Genomic DNA, 19,753 nt, shown 5'->3' on the forward strand with positions numbered 1-19,753 from the left:
CAGATATGCCTCTGCCATATGCGGGGGTTGACTGAACAACTCTTGAAAATTAAGGCGAATATGATAGGCACGACTAGTTTTTAAATTGAGTTTTTTTACTGTAAGATCTGCAAGGGTTCCAACCTGAGACAGCTTGAGGTTCGCTGGATTTTTCAGCCATATGTAACGGGTTCGCGCCAGTTCGGGCCGATCTTTTTGCTCTTGGCGTCGCACCTCGTCTACGGCCGCATTGATTATTTTCATTATGTGGAATTTGTCAAAAGTTAACCTGGCATTTGGGAACTGTTTTTCAACACCGCTGATAAATGCCGGAGACATGTCGCAACAGACTTCTTGAATGTTCTCAGGAGTACCTTTGTGATCGGTCAAATCATGCTTGAAACGTTCAACAGTTGAAGCATCTTTGCCTTCTGTAACAAAAATGACTTTTGGCCCTGCAAGATCAACAAACAGACTTACATAGTTGTGGCCACGTTTACTTGAAGTTTCATCAACACCTACTTCAGTAACATCCGAATAATCGGCATTATCCCTGGCGTCATCAACATAATGATGCAGAACACGCCACAGTCGTGTGTCGTGTTCATTAACAAAGGAGGCTATGTTTTTTACCGGCATGACTTTGGCCAACGTCATGATCATAGCTTCAAACAGCAAGGTGAAACCACTTCCGGTACAGGCCCAAGGTACATTGACCAACCGAATTCCGCATTTGTCACACTGAACTCGAGGTACTCTGGCGGTCAGGTATGCTTCATGCTGAAAAAAATTCAGGTGTCGCCAAGACTTTTCTTCCGTGTCATATGCTTTTACATTATTCTGTCCACACTCTGGACAGGAAAAAATGCTTCCGCGAGGGAAGTCAATCTTTATGTCTAAGTGTCTTTGTTGCAGATTGAAATCAGAAGATAACACCTGCCAAGGGGGTGTTAAGCCAAGGGCCATTTGTAATAAGTCTATATCTCTCATGATGCCGAGATATTTACCATATACTAATTGAACTTAACAAGGCTTACCCACTCAATGTAGCGAGGAGCCTTAATTTCAAACACGATTCGTTACAACGCAACGAACAACCCTACTAAACAAACAGCATTCTCACAGTACGATCGCCCTAAAGCACGTGCTCGTTATGCTGAAGTAGCTGCACACTTAGGTTTCAATGCAGGTAACACTGAAGATAAACTTAACGCGCTACTCAATTGGTTAGACGAACTTAAAGCCGCATTGAATATTCCACTATCAATTCAAGCAGCGGGTGTTAACGAAGCCGAATTCTTGGCTAAAGTAGACAAACTAGCTGAAGATGCGTTTGATGACCAATGTACAGGTGCAAATCCACGTTACCCATTAATCGCAGAGCTAAAAGAAATATTAATCGCTTCTTACTACGGTAAAAACTACGTAGACGTGATGAATGTTGCTGAAGTAAAAGAAGAGAAAAAAGACGCTAAAAAAGCGAAATAATCTCCTCTAAATAAACTTAAAAAAACCTGCTTAATTGCAGGTTTTTTTTGTTTCCAGCTCAGCAAAACCACGATTTTGCTCTTATCTTTTCTGACTATCCCAAAAGTTAAACTCTTATCTATAGGGATTGGTATGCAATGGCTTGATTGATTACTGTTGAGGGCGCAGTTTATAATAGGCTGCGCCCATATGCTGACCACCAACAAACAGATCTATTACGCCACTGAGCGACTCCGTCGAACCTACAATGAGGTAGCTTTCCGGGTGCATGCACATTGCAATGGCCCTAAAGAACCTAGACCTATCTTCCGGCGAGAAATAGACCGCCACGTTGCGGCAGAATATCACATCAAACTTGCCCAGATAGTTAAACGGCGTCTGAAGGTTCATTTTCCGAAAACAGGTTAGCCCTCTAATCTCTTTATTTATCAACCAACCACCATTTTCTCTGGCAAAAAATCTCTCTATCCTCTCAGGATTCAAGCCACGATTAATTTCAAAATCGTTGTAAAGCCCGGACGTCGCCTTTACAATCGCATTGTCGGAGATGTCAGACCCCAACAACTTAATCCTGTAAGGAGTCAAATCCCCCAACAACTCTTTTATGATAATTGCAATACTGTACAGTTCCTGTCCGGTAGAACAGGCAGCACTCCAGACGCTCAAGGGCGTCGGCTCTGTATCAACCATTCTTTCCTGCTGACGACGGGAACCAAGCAGTTCAGGCAGTATTTTTTTCTTGAGCAACTCAAAAGGAGATTTATCCCGAAAAAAAGAGGTCTCATGAGTTGTAATCGCATCAACCAGGCGTTTTTCAAGAACTTTGCAACTGGCGCTTTTACTCAAGAAATAAAGTTCGGTAAAGGAGGCGCAATCGAGCTCTTCCATCATCAAGGCAAACCTGCTCTCCAGTAGGTATGCCTTCTTGTGCCCTAGCGTTATTCCTGCAAGCTCATATATATAACTGCTGAAAAACGTTATTTCCTCAGCAGTTATTGAAGGAAGTGTATAAGTCATGGTATTAATCAATCAAATTTTGACACATCAGGTTTGCTATTTCCTGCAGAGGTGAAACTATATCTGCCGATCCAAGGTCAATAACAGCCTGGGGCATGCCAAAAACGACAGAAGTTTCTTCATCCTGGACAATAACCTTAGCCCCGCGACTCTTCATTAACTGGGCGCCCTTGGCGCCATCTCTTCCCATGCCCGTCAAAACAACGGCCGTGGCCCTTGAGCCATAGACTTGTGCCACTGATCGAAAAAAATAATCCACTGACGGCTTGCAGTTGTTTTCTGGCTGATCATCAGTTATCTGGAATATTTTATCCAAAACACGCGTAGTGACCTTCAACTGCTTACCGCCGGGTGCTACATAGACAGTACCGGGCAGCAGGAGTTCGCCATCTTCTGCTTCTTTAACCGTAATGCTGCTTTTGGCATTCAGACTCTTTGCAAACTCTTCAGTAAACCCCTGCGGCATATGCTGAATGATAACTACAGGCACAGCCAGAGCAGCCGTGAGTTTCGGAATTATCTGGGCCAGCGCTTTTGGCCCTCCAGTGGAGACGCCAATGGTAATTATTTGAGACGGCGCTTTTCCCTTATAGCCACCGATGAAACTGTCAGAGCGTGATGCCTGAGCGACCTCTGGCCTTCTATGACCCAGAGATAGACCTCCACCCCGCAACAAATGATTAATTTTCTTGCGCTGGGCAACAGCCTGGGCAATGGGCAAAAACGTTTCTCGCAGAGCAGTAAAATTCTCCTCTATCGAAGCAAAAGAGGGTTTTAACATAAAGTCAAAGGCGCCGAGCTCCAGTGCCTTAATTGTGAAAGGGGCCCCACGCTCAGTGTGGGAACTCAACATGACCACAGCCCCAGCAAACCCGGTCTCCTGGAGTGCAGACAGCACCTCTAAGCCGTTCATGCCCGGCATTTCAACATCAAGGGTTACAATATCAGGCAGTACTGCTGCCACCCGCAACAGGGCATCAGCACCGTTAGAAACCATCCCGACAATCTCCACTTCTGCAAGAGGAGACAGGGCGTCTTTAATGATTTTTCTAGAAAACGCTGAATCGTCAACGACTAAAATACGTAAAGGTTCCATTCAATTATGCCAGCTCACTGACCCGCGTTATCTCTTCAATATTAAGAATGGTTGTCAACTTATTTTCCATATTCAAAATACCGGAGAAAAAGGTCGCCTGAGGCTCGATAGTGTTTGCAGGAGGTGGCTCAACAGAGTTTAGCTGGGAGGAAATCACTTCAGAAACAGAATCGACAAGCAGGCCGATATATTCCATATCCTGTTTAATGATAATAATTCTACTTTTTTTGCTTAGCTGACACTCTTCAAGCCCTAAGCGCTTCCCCAGATCAAACACGGTAACAAGCTGACCCCTCAGATTGAGCAATCCCTTTACGTAGTCTGGCGCACCAAAGACAGGTGTAATTGCGGGAACCCAATTGATCCCCTCAATCCCCAGAATATCAATCCCGCAGCGCACTTCACCTATTTGAAAAACAAGGTGTTTAACAATGGTATCGTCTAACAAAAATAAACCATTTTGATTGGGCATGTCTTAGATCCTTAAAACAACATCGAACTTTTAACACCAACAAAAAGCCATTATCAATGGCTGCTGCTACCGAATTTACAGTAACGCTACTACCTTTTCAACAAGCTGATCCCTGTCAAATTTAACCAGATATTCGTTCACCCCCGCTTTTTCGCCTCTCTTGACATCCTCTTCGCCCGCCAAGGTCGTGATTGCTATAATCGGCAGAGATTCAAAACGTGAATCATCTCGCACCCTTTCGGTGAGTTCAAAACCATTTAAACGCGGCATTTCAATGTCAGTCACCAGTAAAGAAATTGTATCTGCGTTTTCAGTTAATATCTCCCAGGCCCGTTGACCATCCTCAGCAACAATTGTATTAAAGCCTTCCTCTTGAAGGGTTTTAGAAATCTGCTTTTGAAAAAAGGTCGAGTCGTCGGCTACCAAAATAGTTGCAGTTTCCTTAACTGACGTTGAACGTTCTTTATGAGTAAACCATTGAGGGTTGCGAATTTTAACAAGCTCATGCATATTCACCAGGAGAGTAATCCGCCCATCAATAATCACCGAACCCATAATACCCGGTTCCTGATAGGTGGTATCATCAACAGAGATCATCACTTCCTTGGCATTAATCGGCTTGGTCGCCAACAAGCCTACTTCGCGTCCTGCCACATGAAAAATAATGACCATCAAGCTCTCTCCATACTCCAGAGGTGGAACAGGCGCGACTTCATCTATCGAAAACAAGGGCAAACTTGCACCGCAGTACTGAAGCACTCTTTTCCCGCCAGCAATCTCCATCTCAGAGGACTTTATCTTAATCACCCGCACGACCAGGTTCAAAGGCACACAGAAGTGATCGGCCCCACCATTGCTGAATAAGAGAAAGGAGTGCTTGTCCTGAAGCGTGGCGCTCGCCGCTTCCATCTCCGCATTTAGCTGCTTGGCTCTATCTGATTTTTCGTAAGAAATAAGCCCTACTTCCCTTGCAATATTACCAACATCCAGGATAAGCGAAACACGGCCATCACCCATAATAGTGGCGCCAGAATATTTTTTGCAGGATTTCAAATGTCGCCCCAATGACTTAACAACTATCTCTTCGGCATCCATCAAGGCATCAACAACAAGTCCATACTTAAGATTTCCGGTGTTCACAATTGCAATATAAAGAGCACTGTTTTTGCTGTAGCGACGATCTTTCTTCTTTCTTTTTTCTTTATCGAAGGGCAGATAATCGTTTTCCCCATCAGCCCTTGTCTCCCGCCTCCCTCGTTGGAGCTCTGCCGCAAAAAAGGTTTTTAGGGCACGGCGGTCAGCAAGGTTTTGGCGGCGATCATCACGCGTTTCTTCAGTCTTCTCATCAAGGTATACGGGTCTGCCACCCAGCACATCGACAAGTTTAACAAGCGGCAACAAAGTGCCGCGCAGCTTCAATACCGGGGCTTTGCCGACAATCTCAACTCTGTCTAAAATATCCTGGGCTGGAATACGTAAAAGTTCCTCCAGATTGACCTGTGGAATTGAGTAGCGCTCATTTCTGCAAATGACGATCTGGGCTGAAATAATCGCCAGAGTCAGCGGCAGTTTAATACGAATGGACGTGCCCTTGCCAGGTTTTGAATATATTTCTATTTGACCACCAAGCTTAACAAGATTTGTTTTTACTACATCCATACCGACACCGCGTCCGGAGATTTCTGTCACCGTGTCAGCTGTAGAAAATCCAGGCATAAAGATAAGGTGTAATTTTTCTTTATCGGAAAGATGGCGCACCTGCTCCTCAGAAAGAACTCCTTTTTTTACCACGGCCGCCGCGATTATTTCTGGGCTCATTCCATAGCCGTCATCAATCACCTCAATAATGACCAGTCCCGCTTCATGGTTGGCGCGCAGTATCACCTTGCCTTTTTTATCTTTGTGGGCAAACTGCCTCTCTGGGGGCAGTTCAATGCCATGGTCTATTGCATTACGAATCAGGTGGGTCAACGGGGCGCTAATGGCCTCAAGAATGGTCTTATCAAGCTCAACATCTTCTCCTTCAATGCTCAACTCAACCTCTTTGCCCAACTCCATGCTCAGTTCACGGATTAAGCGCGGAAACCGGTTGAAAACAGTAGCAATAGGCTGCATCCGGGTAAACATTACTGATTCTTGAAGTTCAGACGTTACAGTGTCTATCCTCTGCTTGACCTGTTCTATGCTTGCCATATTCTTTGAAGATACGGCCTGCACCAACTGGTTGCGACTTAAGACCATCTCACCAGCCAAATTCATCAACTGATCAAGAAGACGAACATTTACCCGTAAGCTTCCGTCAGCCTTTTGCTCTTTAACTGCCTGCGCCTCTGGCTCCTGTTCGGGCTGAACCTCTCTCTGCTTGTGAGATTGCTGTTTGGCCGGAGTCTCAGATTTTTCGGGAACAACACTTTTTTCCTCGACCGTCGGTAGATGCTGTTCAGGAACACGATTGTTTTCTTTACCTGTAGGTGCTGCACGACCCTGGGCAGGCGCCCCCGCCACAATTGACTCAAGGGCACAGAGTTGAACCGAAATATCCGTTTCAGAACTTGTGTCGAGATTTTTAACCATGTCCCGCAGTGAATCGGCACCCCCAAGTAAAACGGTAATAATTTCTGGTGTCGCCTTAAGCTGGCGCTCCCGTATCAAACCCACCACGTTTTCCATCGTATGGGCCAGGTTCTTTATTGCAGTATAACTTAAAAAACCGGCACCACCTTTTACTGTATGCACTGCTCGGAACACCTTGTTAACCAGCTCCTCATCAATCTCTCCAGCACATTTTTCCATAGCAAGAAGATCGGCCTCGATATCTTCAAGATGATCATTAGACTCCTCTAAAAAGATTTGAACAGACTCTTTATCACGAATAATTTCAGGTTTGGGGGCTTCAGGCAGGGCAGTATCAGCCCCGGCGATGGGGTTTTCCGGCAGAGGCGTAGATTTTTTTGCTTTTACGGAGGGAGCGGCTAAGGTGTCAGGCAAAACAGCGTCAACGCCTGCAATTACTGAATCTAAGGCCTGTATATGAGCGGAAATATCCGTCATATTACTGGCATCCAGATTGTGAATCATCTCCTTGAGGGTGTCTGCGGCCCTGAGCAGGGCGCTTATGGAGGTTGATGCCGGTTTCTGGTGACTGCTTCGAATCAAGCCCATAACATTTTCCATCTTATGGGCAAGCGTATTTATGGTCGAAAAACCAAGAAACCCGGCGCCACCTTTAACAGTATGGACAGCACGAAAAATATTATTGATCAGCTCACCATCAACTTGCGTACCACCCTTCTCTATACTGAGCAGATCATTCTCAACACATTCAAGATGCTCAGCAGATTCCTCCACAAAAATCTGTATAGCATCATTATCAATCAACTCGTTTTTGCTCCCAGTTAACAACTATCCCGTCCCTTTATTTTTATTGTTGCGGATCAACAACAACTCTGTTCCGACCACTTTCCTTAGCGACATAAAGCAAATTATCGGACTGCTTAATCATATCTTCGACACTATCTCCCAGATGACAACTTACCCCGACACTGACAGTATATTGTAACGTTTTATCACCAAAAATAAGCTGTGTTGCCTCAATCTTTTTTCTAAACTCTTCGTAGGTGGCAACAACCTGATCTCTGTCCTTATCAAGAGTAAAAACACAGAATTCCTCTCCACCAAAACGGGCGACAACGTCGGTCTCAGCAAAATGCTTTCGCAAGGCACTGGCCAAATGCTGTATGACCTTATCACCAATATCGTGCCCATAGGTGTCGTTTACTTTTTTAAAAAAATCAATGTCCAGCATACCGATACTGACAGATCGTTGCTTTCTTTGAGCGCTTGAAAACATCTTATACGCCGCCTGATAAAAGAACCGGCGGTTATAAAGATCAGTAAGTGGGTCTTTATTGGAAAGATCCATAACTCGCTGAATATTTTCCATCATTACAACTGCCTGAGTTATCCGGCAGTAAAACTCCTCGTTCCCAAACGGCTTGTTGAGAAAATCATTGGCACCTGATTTTATAAACTGGGCAGACATATTCGAATTACCTTCGGTTGACAAACCAATAATCGACAGTTTGTCCCGATTATGGGTGGTCCGAATATTTTTAACGAGTTCAAAACCATTCATCCCCGGCATATTATAATCAGTGATTACCAGAGTAATCTCCTTGTTCTGACCCAGGATCTCGAGTGCTTCCTGACCGTTTGTAGCCTCAATTGTCTGGTATAGATGTGTTTGCAGCAGATCTCTTATTATCTTTCGATAAAAACGGGAATCATCGACGATTAAAATTTTAACAGAAACGTTGCGCTCAAGCCGATCCAGCAGATATATTATATAGTCGATACTTTCGCGACTCTCTTTCAAAACATATTCAGCAACTTTCTTAGACCAGATATATTCCCGGGCCCCATCACTCATATCACCAGTAAAAACTATGACCGGGATCTCGAGCGTCAGCACCAGGTCCACAACTTCGCCATCGGGGGCATCTGGCAGATTCAGATCAAGCAGGGCAGCAAAATACTCTACCTCACCGCTCTGAATTTTTTCTTCGGCAGCGTGGTAGGTTGGCAACCAGTCAACACTGAAATCTGTGGCCATCTCTATCTGTTTTTTCAGCATAGAGCCAAATAGTCGGCTATCTTCCACCACCAGAACTTTTTTCATTTTAAGACCAGATAAAATTTTTATAACACCGCACTATTAACAACATCGTTTTTGTCCTCACCTCCGACAACGAGTAATACAAACTACATAAACTATATGTTACATTTATTAACCGACGAACTCCAAGAAGATTTTTTTTTTTAATTTTGACTTCTGGCCTTGCCGATAAATTCAGGAAACAGCAAGCCAGGTTTTTGGGGGAAGAAGAAACTTTCAGGTGAGACAAAGAAGGTGCTTACGGAATTTTTGAAGGGAGTTGAACCGGAGCAGCAGAGACTATGAGGGCCAACATTGTCAGTTTGAAGTGGTGCTCGAATTGCGTTTTGCGTTCAACAGTAATGCCGTAAAATGAAAAACCACAAAGAGCAAAGAATGAGCTGGCTGAATGAACGACCAATACGTTTCTTTGCTCTCTGTGGCTGGAAGGTCTTAACCTTCAAGTAAAGCCTGTAACAATTTCGGATTATCTTCGAAATTTCTTTTTAGCACGTTTATCTTTGCGCGATTCCTGGACCTGGTTGACCTTGATCTCCTGGCCCTTGAACATAGTGCGGTTCAAACCTTTAATGGCCTGATCTGCTTCCGAATTATTAGGCATATCTACAAAACCAAACCCTTTTGATCTTCCAGAATAATGATCCATTATCAAATTAACACTGACAATTTCTCCAAACTCTGTGAAGAGTTCCTTTATCTCTTTTTCATCTACAGCGCTTGGTAGTTGTCCAATGTATATGTTCATTTTTTCTCTCCTCAGATGTTTTACTGCTTGAGATCGCCAGTAGTGTCACGTACACACAACGTTATGCGATAATGGTAACTCCTCTTCTCTATAACCCTATACTGCGTTAAATTTACGTACTTTTGCTTTATTACGCTGGCGCATTCCGCCATGCTTCGGACGACTGGGGCGGTTTAAACTTGGCTCTGAACTTTGACTGCCGTGGGACACCTCAATCGAAATAGCTTTGCCATCAATTTTCACGTGCTGAAAGGCCTCCAGTATTTGGGGGGTAAAGCGGCTATCTGCTTCCAGCAGAGCTGAGTTCCGTTGGATGTCAATCTTGCCTACTTTAATGCGCCCGCCACCAGGAATACCATTAATCTTGCCAATAAGCCCCTGAGGCATAATCCCCTGACGCCGACCAACATTTAGGTAAAAACGAGTAAACTGCTGACTGTCAGCAGAACGATCCACACTCTTTTCTCGACGTCCCTGGCCAACGCTCTTGCCTTTTCCGTAGAGTTGTTTTTCCCTGTCACTTACGTTCAAATCCGGAGCATTTTTGTAATATTCCAGGAATCGGTTAAACTCGACAGACACAAATTTCTTGATAAGCTCTTCACGATCAAGTGACGCAAGTTTTTCGGCAATTTCGGCATATAATGGGTTGATCTCTTCATGGTTCACCTCGACGCTCTTAACCACATCAATTAAGGTGACCAACTGCTTCTTACATATCTCCAATCCCGAAGGAATACGGCACTGTTTAAACGTCTTATTAAGTTTTTGCTCAATCTGCTTTATCTTGTAGTGCTCTTTCATGTGGATGATAACGACTGAAGTTCCAGTCCGCCCGGCACGTCCGGTCCGACCGCTTCTGTGGGTATAGCCCGCAATTTCATCCGGCAGGTTATAGTTAATTACATGGGTCAGATCGTTCACATCCAGACCACGGGCAGCAACATCTGTGGCAACAAGTATCTGCAAATTCTTACAACGAAATTTATTCATCACTTGATCGCGCTGGGCCTGAGACAGATCGCCATGCAGGGCATCAGCATTATAGCCGTCCTGGATCAACTTATTGGCGACTTCATGCGTCTCATTACGGGTGCGACAAAATACAATTGAATAATTATTCGGACTATTATCCACGACTCGCTTCAAGGCAAGATAGCGATCTTTAGCCTGAACCATGTAATATTCGTGGCTCACGTTTTCGGCACCCGCATTAAGCTTACCAATGGTAATCTCAACAGGGTCAGTCATATACTTGCTGGCAATGGCTTTAACTTCTCGTGACATCGTAGCTGAAAACAACAATGTATTTTTTTCTGCCGGCGTTTTAGCCAGGATAGCGTTCAACTCATCCTGAAAGCCCATTTGCAACATCTCATCGGCTTCATCGAACACCGCATAACTTACCGATGATATATCGACTACATTGCGGTTAATCAGATCATTTAAACGCCCAGGGGTCGCCACAATAACCTGAACACCCTGGCGAAGCGCCCTGATTTGGGGCTCAATATTTGCCCCACCGTAAATTGCCAACACCTTTAGACCCTTCACATATTTGGAAAAGGCTTCCAGATCTCGTGCAACTTGCATGCAAAGCTCACGGGTAGGGCATAACACCAGCCCTTGCGTTTTTGTGCTTTTGGGATTTGTCAGTTGAATCAGGGGGACACCAAAGGCGGCCGTTTTACCTGTTCCGGTCTGGGCAAGACTTACCAGATCGATTCGACGTTCAAGCACGAGTGGTATAACTTTGGCTTGAACAGGAGTAGGTTCTTCAAACCCTAAGGACAATAAGGCCTTTAGGATATCATCATTAATGCCAAGATCTTTAAATGTATTCATCGTATTCATTCTTTTTAGCTAGAGGTGAGTTGGGGGATTGCACCGCAGTATCCTTTCATGATCCGTCAATACGCCGATTGACAGTTAAGAGGCAGGTGCAGGCTGGTGACCAAAAAAAAATGCCCTGCATAGCGCAGGGCATTTTTGATATTATCGTAGAAGTAAATTAAAGCTGAACCACATTAGCAGCAGCAGGCCCTTTTTGGCCTTCAACAACTTCAAAACTTACAGACGCACCTTCATCAAGTGTTTTGTAACCATCCGCTTGGATTGCAGTGTGATGAACAAAAATATCCGCTCCATCTTCCTGCTCAATAAAGCCAAAACCCTTTGACGCGTTAAACCACTTCACAATACCTTTCTTCACTGGGACTTCTCCTTTCAAAGCGACTCATAATCAGAGCCAATTAATAAAACCCGAAAGCATTGTCCCGAAACCGCTAAAAACAAAAAACGCACAATCAAACAAAAAGAAAGAAGATGCGAGGTTATATAGCACTCCCTCATACAGAAAAGACAATCCTTTAAAATGAACTAGGCATTATACCCCATACTAACAATAAAGCAAGCTCTTTCACGCGCAGCCCGACTACCAGGCACAAACCTTACAGGCCAGCCCCTTATTCTGGCTCCAGCACCGTAACCTCTAAACTGAAAACTCATAGCCTCAACACATACGTCAAGATAAGCGCATTTTTTAAAAAAAAATTAAATATTTGGCTTTATCCTCTTATAGTTCATATCATAATATAAGATTTCCATTTTAACGAACCGATTTTGCCTAACACTAACTGGGAGATTTACAATGAAACATTTTATGACTGCCTGTATGATTATCGCATTATTTGCGGCCGCAGATTTCGCATCAGCCGCTAGTTATGTCGGCTCCGAACAGTGCTTTTCATGTCACAAAGATCAGTTCAACGATTGGCAGGCCTCGGGGCATCCCTGGAAGTTGAGAAAAATGGAAAAAGCGAGATCCTCGGGATTACCTCTCCCCCAAGGTTACAGCTGGGATGATATCTCTTACGTCATTGGTGGGGCAAACAAAAAAGCCCGTTTCATCGACCTTGAGGGGTTTATAATTACTGCAGCAAAAGATGGGTCGGAAGCAAAAACACAGTATAACTTGGCAGACGGCTCTTGGTCTTTTTATCACAAAGGGGAGAAAAAACCTTATAAATGCGGCCCCTGCCATATGACCGCATACTCCCCAGACGGCAACCAAGATGGCCGACCAGGCATGATTGGAACCTGGATGGAAGATGGTATCGGCTGCGAAGAGTGTCATGGCCCTGGTTCTGACCATATTCAAAAACCATCAAAAACTACTATAACGATAACTTCCTCCACTCAAGCTTGTGCAAAATGTCATCAACGTGGCGGAATCAACCCACGACCTCCTGCAAGTGGCGGTTTTATTAAGCATCATGAGCAAGGCAACGAAATACTGGCAGGTCCTCATAGAGACTTAAGCTGTATGGATTGCCATGACCCTCACCAACGCGCAGTCTTAACCAAAAACACCTGTGAAAACTGCCATGCAGAACAGGCCGCCTCCTACGCAAAAACCATTCATGCCAAAGGTGATGTGAAATGCCTGGATTGTCATATGCCAAAAGCAACAAAATCAGCAATAAAAATTAACAAGTTCACCGGCGATGTTCGAACACATATCTTTAAGATCAATACAGATCCTAAAGCCTCAATGTTTGAGACCGTTGTAAAAGACGGGAAAGAATCAACCTTTGCCAAGCCATTTGTGACTCTCGATTATGTCTGCCTGGGTTGTCATATTGGCAGAGATATTAATTGGGCTGCTGATAACCACAACAAGGGAGCACATCATTAATAAGTCTTTCATCCCACAAAGTCAGATACTTCATTGATAACAGAAAAGGGGTAACAGGAAAAATCCTGTCACCCCTTTTCTGTTTTTCGTACCCATTGGAATCAATAAAAGGCTACATTGCATCGATAATCGCATTAAAAGTTGCACTTGGCCGCATAGCTTGTTCTGCTTTTTTCTCATCCGGAAAATAGTAGCCACCCAGATCAACAGGAGCGCCCTGAGCAACATTCAACTCATCGACAATTTTAGCCTCATTGTCATCAAGTTGTTGCGCAACTTTGGCAAAACGGGTTTGCAGCTCAACATCACTGCTCTGGGCAGCTAACGCTTGCGCCCAATACAGTGCCAGATAAAAATGACTGCCCCTGGTATCAAGCTCATTAACTTTTCTCGATGGCGATCTCTCATTTTCAAGATGTTTACTGATTGCCTGCTCAAGGGTTTCGGCAAACAGCCTTGCCTTTTGGTTGTTGAAGGTCGTAAATATATGCTCAAAAGAGGGCACAAGGGCACAAAATTCACCCAACGAGTCCCAGCGTAGATGCCCTTCTTTTAAAAATTGCTGCACATGCTTAGGGGCAGAGCCTCCAGCCCCAGTTTCAAACAATCCACCACCATTCATGAGCGGCACAATTGACAGCATTTTAGCGCTGGTACCCAGCTCAAGGATAGGAAAGAGATCGGTCAGGTAATCACGCAAGACGTTTCCGGTAACGGCAATTGTGTCTTGGCCTTTGCGGATTCGTTCTAAAGAGAAACGCATCGCCTCATCCGGCTGCATTATACGTATATCCAACCCGGCGGTATCATGGCTTGGCAGGTATTGATTAACTTTTGCCATAATGGCAGCATCATGACCTCTGTTTTCATCCAACCAGAAAATGGCCGGAACGCCTGATGCTTTTGCCCGGTTAACAGCAAGCTTGACCCAATCTTGAATCGGCGCGTCTTTGGTTTGACATGCTCTGAAGATATCACCTTGTTCGACCTGCTGCTCCAGAACTGTTTCTCCAGAGCTTTTATCTACAAGACGAATCACTCCGTTGGCCGGTGCTTCAAATGTCTTATCGTGTGAGCCGTACTCTTCAGCTTTTTGGGCCATCAAACCAACATTAGCCACACTGCCCATCGTCGCTGGGTCAAAGGCTCCATGTTTTTTACAGTCTTCAAACACCTCTTGATAGATTGTTGCGTAGCATCGATCCGGCACCATCGCAATACAGTCATGAAGCTGATCATCAGCCCCCCACATTCTTCCGCCATCGCGTATAACAACGGGCATCGAGGCATCAACAATTACATTATTGGGCACATGTAAGTTGGTGATCCCTTTGCTTGAGTCAACCATAGCCAGTTGACAATTGCTGTTATACACTGCCAGAATATCCGCTTCAATTTCTGCCCTTTGCGCTTCAGGAAGAGCTTGAATTCTTGCATACAAGTCACCAAGACCGTTGTTTACATTGACGCCCATTTTTTTAATGATTGCCGAATGCTTAGTAAAAACATCCTTATAAAATACCGAGACGCAATGCCCGAACATTATGGGATCGGAAACCTTCATCATGGTTGCCTTGAGGTGCAGAGATAACAAAACACCATCTTCTTTGGCCGCCACAATCTGCTCACCGTAAAACTTCCGCAAGGCAGCTACACTCATCACGGCCGCATCAATAACCTCACCGGCCAGCAACGGAGTGCTTTCTTTAAGAACCGTTACAGCACCATCCTGGGCGACACACTCAATACGAACATCACAAGCCTTTGCAACGGTTATCGATTTTTCACTGCCATAGAAATCACCGCCGTCCATGTGCGCGACCCTTGACTTGGATACAGCGGGCCAGGCTTTCATAAACCTGTGCGGGTTTTTCTGACCAAATTTCTTCACTGAGGCCGCAGCCCTTCTATCTGAGTTCCCTTCTCTCAGTACCGGGTTTACCGCACTGCCAAGAACCTTGGCAAAGCGTTGACGGAGTTCTTTCTCCGCATCCGTTTTAGGATCTTCGGGAAAATCAGGAATGTCATAACCTTTTTGCTGCAGTTCGGCGATCGCCTCTTGTAACTGCGGAATCGAAGCACTGATATTTGGCTGTTTAATAACATTCGAACCTGGCATCTTAACAAGCGTGCCCAGCTCCCTCAAACAGTCAGGAACTTGCTGAGCTTTGGTCAATTTTTCTGGAAAATTTGCGATAATTCGACCAGCAAGGGAGATATCTTTACTCTCAATGGAAATCCCACTTCCCTTGGTATAGGCCGCCAGAACAGGAAGCAATGAATAGGTTGCCAATGCCGGCGCTTCATCAATTTTAGTGTAAATAATCTGTTGTGTTGTCATGGGTTTCCTTGAAATATATGGTATAAAAAAAAATAACTATAAAAAGTAACTTTTGCTCTCATTGACCCTTCATCGTATAATTACCTCTAGGGAGAGCAAGACTGATGAAGATACATTAAACTGAGCAAAATGTGAAGAAATCATTAACAGACGTGGGTGCACCTCGATGTCACCCTTATTCGACTTAAAAACTTTCCAAGGAGGCTCTTTCATGGATCGGGACAAAGAAAAAGCGATGTACGACATTGCAGATAAGTTTATCAACCTTGCCAACGAGATATCAAAAACAGATTCATCAGGAGGCGTCGGCGTCGCTCTGCGCTTTGCTGCAGCGCGCTACAGTGCCTTTGAAGCCTCAATGAGAACGAAGACACTTGCCGAAGATAAAAACAAAGAAGTACAGCTGTTCGCAAACGACTTTACCAACATGCTGGAAATTAACATCGATAATTACATTAAGCTTCAGTCACACAACTAACCGCACTCTGCGGGTTTTAACCAGCAGTACACATTACAGGTTGTGCACGGTTGTTTCCAAACACCTTGAACATTGCAAAATTCTTAAATGTTACCAACCAAAGCTACTTTGTTAGATGCTGACTGAGGACGAAGAATTTCAGGCTGTGGTGATAGATGCACTGAGTGGCGGCAAGGGTTGTCAGGAGATATGTGGACTTTTATCGAGTCGTGGCACTGTTGAAAATGTAACATTGCAAGCCCCCGAAGGTCCTTGTAAAAGTATCAGCAATACGAAATTTCATTATGCAACTCCAACAGCCACAGGGGTTTTAATTTTATTTTCAATCGCAGCATATAAATCAATATCAACATCAATCTCTGGGGCATGTATTGAAACGATCAAGGAATAGCGAGCTTTTTGGTTATACCGTGCCAGCGCAGCCCGTGTCTTCCACCAGCCTAGAGTAGGGAACACCGCCAACACCCCACGACTGGCCAGGTCTGCCGCAGACCCCTTCCAAAGATCTGAATGCAACGATCCTTTATGACGGTTTTTCGTGCCAATTATCCAGTTAGAATCATCACCGGAGCTACTGCTCCCCTCTTCAGCACTGATGGCGAGAGAATTAATTCTAGTCATGAAATCATTTTCAGACTCATGGGCTCTTTTCACATCAAAGCGCAAACCATGTGACTCATAGCGATACCGTGATCGAAAGCCACGATTCGAAGGATTCGGTTCAATGAAGTAAGACAATGTGACCCTCATTTCAACCTCGGTATTCCCAAGACCTTCCAATTCAGCCAGAGGCCACGGAAGATGGTGCAAGTTCATATCTCGCAATGTTGGCTGACTACTCCCTGTCTTTTTGAACGGATATAAATCTGTCTCAATCACCATAGTTAGAGAGTTCGAAACACTCCACATAGCTCGTTCAATATCAGGAACACCAAAGCCGCAATGTCGTACAAGATGTAAGTAATCGGTTTTTATCGGCTCCTTGTAAAAGGGTAAATATTTCTGGCGCATATTGTCAGTCCACTCGGCAGAATGGACAATTAGCGCTCGAATCGACTCCGGCCAGAGATCAGGGTATTGAGCCATTAACTGCGCAGCCATTCGACAACAGAGAGCCGTTGCCGCACTAGTAGCATTCATCGTGGTCAGCAAACGTTCATGGGGTTTATGATTACTGGTCAACAGACTTAGGCTCGGCATCCAGACAGCACCTAATCCATCGTTAGCAACATTTCCCCCTTCAAAAACCACATCTGGCTTCAACGGCCAATGTTTTTGCCAAGTATGTGAAGTGGTGCTGAAAGGACTTAAGCCGCCAGTCGGAGCTATTGGCTCGTATTGCTCAGCATCCGTCTCTGTGATGTTTGTGAGGTTGGTGTATGCACCAACAGTCAAGCCATTCCAGGCCTGACCTGGATCATGAATACTATCTGTCGAATTAGAGTCAGGATATGCCGCCCAGGCCTTCGAGTCATTGATATTACCACCAGAGAGTAATATCAATCGTGGAGTTGCATTTTGACCTTCCGCATCAACAGCTAACCGATCGACTGTAGCTGACCAAGCAGAAGGCCTACCACGATCTCGATTGTCTCGAGCTGTGATCGCCAGGCCATATACCCTCAAACGGTATGGAGCTGTAATAATCGTCCGGTCAACAGCTTCACTCATTAAGTAACCGTGATGCTGGGCATCACCATGATTTGCACCGTCTTCCGGTAAAATTTTTACAGATTCAAGCCTGTGGGCAACTGTAACCGGAGCAGATGATGAAAGATGCTCTGTTAAATCTCCAAAGAGCGCAAGACCAGCCATGGAAGTACCATGACCATCATTGTCACCTATACTCCATGCCGGTTCCACTGTATGCAGATCAGCATCAGAAAGTGCCGGTCTGACCAGCGGATGACCATTGTTCACGCCGGTGTCGAGCAGGCAAACATGAGGAACGTTTTCACCTGTTCCGGGAAATTGACTTCGTTCCAGCAGTTCCTCTACCCACTCAGGTTGTTGCTCGGTAGGTAATGAGTCAAAAAGATCAGCAGTCTCTTTAGCTCGTCTGAGTTCGGCAATGGAGTTGAGTGTCATCATTGATTGCTGCATCTTCGCTTTAGAAGCATACACAAGCACAACGGTTCTCTCTGGAAACTCCAACATCGACTTTGAAACTTGAATTTCTTGAGCTTCTGCAAGCCATCGAAATGTATCCACGGTACCAAGCCGGTCTTTTCTTACAGGTAGCCAGACCTCCCACCAGAACAGTTCATCATCTTGTTCCGGGAAGACTTGTAAATCGTCAGTCCAGAGAGCGTGAAGGCTTGCCGCTCGTATCTCCTTTATGGTGTTGAGGAGTTTGCTGTTGTCACGTAAACCGCCGTTCTTGTCCCGTTTCTCCGCCAGATAATCTCCAATTAACCGTTCAAAATGAAGGAGTTTACCATCCGGTACAAAGACTGTGGCATATGTAGTATCTTCTTGATGCCTCACATTAAGCAGTTCAATTCTTGAACCTTCACGAGCAAGACTTTCAAAGGCTAATTCGATATCAGTAAAAGATTCAAATTCAAGTCGCAGACCAAGACCGTCTTCAAGACCTGCTGCCTTTTGAGCCTCACATGCAGCAGCCATGACAGTCTTTATCTGCTCGATTTGACCAAACAACCTGCTTCCATGACTCTGGCGACCACGAGATGGTATCTGTACCTGATCTATCTTTCTTTTCGGAGGTCTGAAAGGTTCAGATTTAGCTAAATTACCTAGAAGAAAATGGCTTTTTTTGTTTTGCTCTTTTTTAGCCATTATTTGTGTTGTTGTAATCTTTCTTTAATGTTTTGGCGCTCAACCAGCATGTTTCCAATCTCTGTTTCAGTGATATGCTTTTGCTTATTAATAAGTATATGTTTTAACGCTTCTTCACTGGCACGGCTAACTTCAGCGTAACTCAATCCAGCTGCAAGATCAGCAAGATGCGTCCAGGATACTCTTTTGTCTATAGCATGAGCTAATCGAGATTTAAGAAGAGCGCACGCTTGCTCTTTTTTAGGCAGGGTGTAATGCAAGACATCATCGAAGCGGCGGAACAAAGCATGGTCGAGTATGTTCGGATGGTTCGTTGCTGCAATAATGAGACTATGGGAATTGTCCTGTTCAATCATAAGTAAAAAGCTATTTAGCACTCTCCGAATCTCTCCAACATCATTGGCTATACCTCGTTGAGAACCAATGGCATCGAATTCATCAAAGAAATAAACACCACGGGTGTGATCAGTGGCATCAAATATTTGTCGGAGTTTAGCCGCAGTCTCTCCCATGTATTTGGTAATAAGACCATCTAGGCGAACTTGACACAGAGGGAAACCAAGTTCACCGGCCAGCATAGCAGCAGACATTGTTTTTCCTGTACCAGGAGGGCCGACTAAGAGAAGTTTTCTTCTCGGAGATAAACCATGAGAAAGGATCTCAGAAGCGTGACGCTGTTCACGCATAACTTTCTTGACCTGAAGGGCTAGAGATTCCTCCAGAATCATATCGCTAAGCCGACATTTGGGATAAGAAACCGTTAGCAGGTCAGCTAGATCCCCACGGGGGCGGCCTATGGGGATCGGTTGACCGGTTGCTCGACGACTCTTAGCCTTATCGATAAGAACCCGCAGCTCTTCCGCTAGCTTGCCGTGACCTTGTTTTGCTTCGTGAGCAGCAACCTGCATGGCAACGGAATAAAAACGCTGGTCATCGCCTTCGCTATGAGATTTTAAAAGTGCTTTT

14 protein-coding genes and 1 pseudogene are annotated in these 19,753 nt (G+C 44.8%); 3 read left to right on the plus strand and 12 right to left on the minus strand.

Annotated features, from left to right (window positions below):
* Positions 1-969, minus strand: a 969-nt coding sequence (locus tag HQK80_09710; protein MBF0222485.1) for an ISL3 family transposase, incomplete at its 3' end; no start/stop codon positions are given.
* A gap of 69 nt (positions 970-1,038) precedes the next feature.
* Here HQK80_09710 and HQK80_09715 point away from each other — a divergent pair.
* Positions 1,039-1,467 (plus strand): annotated as a pseudogene (locus HQK80_09715) (iron-containing alcohol dehydrogenase).
* A 150-nt stretch (positions 1,468-1,617) separates the two neighbouring features.
* On the opposite strand, the gene HQK80_09720 reads toward HQK80_09715, so the two are convergent.
* The 8 genes from HQK80_09720 to HQK80_09755 form a co-directional block, all read right to left on the minus strand.
* Positions 1,618-2,484 (minus strand): protein-glutamate O-methyltransferase CheR, encoded by an 867-nt coding sequence (locus HQK80_09720; protein ID MBF0222486.1) that lies wholly within the window; start codon positions 2,482-2,484, stop codon positions 1,618-1,620.
* A 4-nt stretch (positions 2,485-2,488) separates the two neighbouring features.
* On the minus strand, positions 2,489-3,580 hold the full coding sequence (locus HQK80_09725; protein MBF0222487.1) for a chemotaxis response regulator protein-glutamate methylesterase: 1,092 nt from the start codon (positions 3,578-3,580) through the stop codon (positions 2,489-2,491).
* Between the two features lie 4 nt (positions 3,581-3,584).
* A complete protein-coding gene (locus tag HQK80_09730; GenBank protein ID MBF0222488.1) occupies positions 3,585-4,052 on the minus strand; it encodes a purine-binding chemotaxis protein CheW in 468 nt (155 codons plus the stop codon).
* Between the two features lie 75 nt (positions 4,053-4,127).
* Entirely contained in the window at positions 4,128-7,430 is a 3,303-nt protein-coding gene (locus HQK80_09735) for an Hpt domain-containing protein (protein MBF0222489.1), read from the minus strand.
* 43 nt (positions 7,431-7,473) lie between these two features.
* Positions 7,474-8,730 (minus strand): diguanylate cyclase, encoded by a 1,257-nt coding sequence (locus HQK80_09740; protein MBF0222490.1) that lies wholly within the window; start codon positions 8,728-8,730, stop codon positions 7,474-7,476.
* Positions 8,731-9,193: 463 nt separating this feature from the next.
* Positions 9,194-9,472, minus strand: a complete 279-nt coding sequence (locus HQK80_09745) for an RNA-binding protein (protein MBF0222491.1) — start codon at positions 9,470-9,472, stop codon at positions 9,194-9,196.
* Between the two features lie 96 nt (positions 9,473-9,568).
* Positions 9,569-11,317, minus strand: a complete 1,749-nt coding sequence (locus HQK80_09750) for a DEAD/DEAH box helicase (protein MBF0222492.1) — start codon at positions 11,315-11,317, stop codon at positions 9,569-9,571.
* 166 nt (positions 11,318-11,483) lie between these two features.
* Positions 11,484-11,684, minus strand: a complete 201-nt coding sequence (locus HQK80_09755; protein ID MBF0222493.1) for a cold-shock protein — start codon at positions 11,682-11,684, stop codon at positions 11,484-11,486.
* Positions 11,685-12,122: 438 nt separating this feature from the next.
* On the opposite strand from HQK80_09755, the gene HQK80_09760 reads away from it, so the two are divergent.
* Positions 12,123-13,169, plus strand: coding sequence for a hypothetical protein (locus HQK80_09760; protein ID MBF0222494.1), 1,047 nt, complete (start codon positions 12,123-12,125; stop codon positions 13,167-13,169).
* Positions 13,170-13,281: 112 nt separating this feature from the next.
* Here the strand turns inward: HQK80_09760 and HQK80_09765 are convergent, their stop codons facing one another.
* Complete coding sequence (locus tag HQK80_09765; protein ID MBF0222495.1) at positions 13,282-15,510, minus strand: NADP-dependent isocitrate dehydrogenase; 2,229 nt, start codon at positions 15,508-15,510, stop codon at positions 13,282-13,284.
* A 211-nt stretch (positions 15,511-15,721) separates the two neighbouring features.
* Here HQK80_09765 and HQK80_09770 point away from each other — a divergent pair, with 211 nt between their 5' ends.
* Complete coding sequence (locus tag HQK80_09770; protein ID MBF0222496.1) at positions 15,722-15,988, plus strand: DUF3144 domain-containing protein; 267 nt, start codon at positions 15,722-15,724, stop codon at positions 15,986-15,988.
* A gap of 282 nt (positions 15,989-16,270) precedes the next feature.
* Here the strand turns inward: HQK80_09770 and HQK80_09775 are convergent, their stop codons facing one another.
* Both HQK80_09775 and HQK80_09780 read right to left on the minus strand, forming a co-directional pair.
* The gene (locus HQK80_09775; protein MBF0222497.1) at positions 16,271-18,787 is read right to left on the minus strand and encodes a S8 family peptidase; all 2,517 of its coding nucleotides are present in this window, start codon (positions 18,785-18,787) and stop codon (positions 16,271-16,273) included.
* A partial coding sequence (locus tag HQK80_09780; GenBank protein ID MBF0222498.1) for an ATP-binding protein occupies positions 18,787-19,753 on the minus strand: 967 nt, incomplete at its 5' end. The genes HQK80_09775 and HQK80_09780, both read right to left, overlap by 1 nt.

Source organism: Desulfobulbaceae bacterium, from assembly GCA_015231515.1.
Lineage (GTDB): Bacteria > Desulfobacterota > Desulfobulbia > Desulfobulbales > VMSU01 > JADGBM01.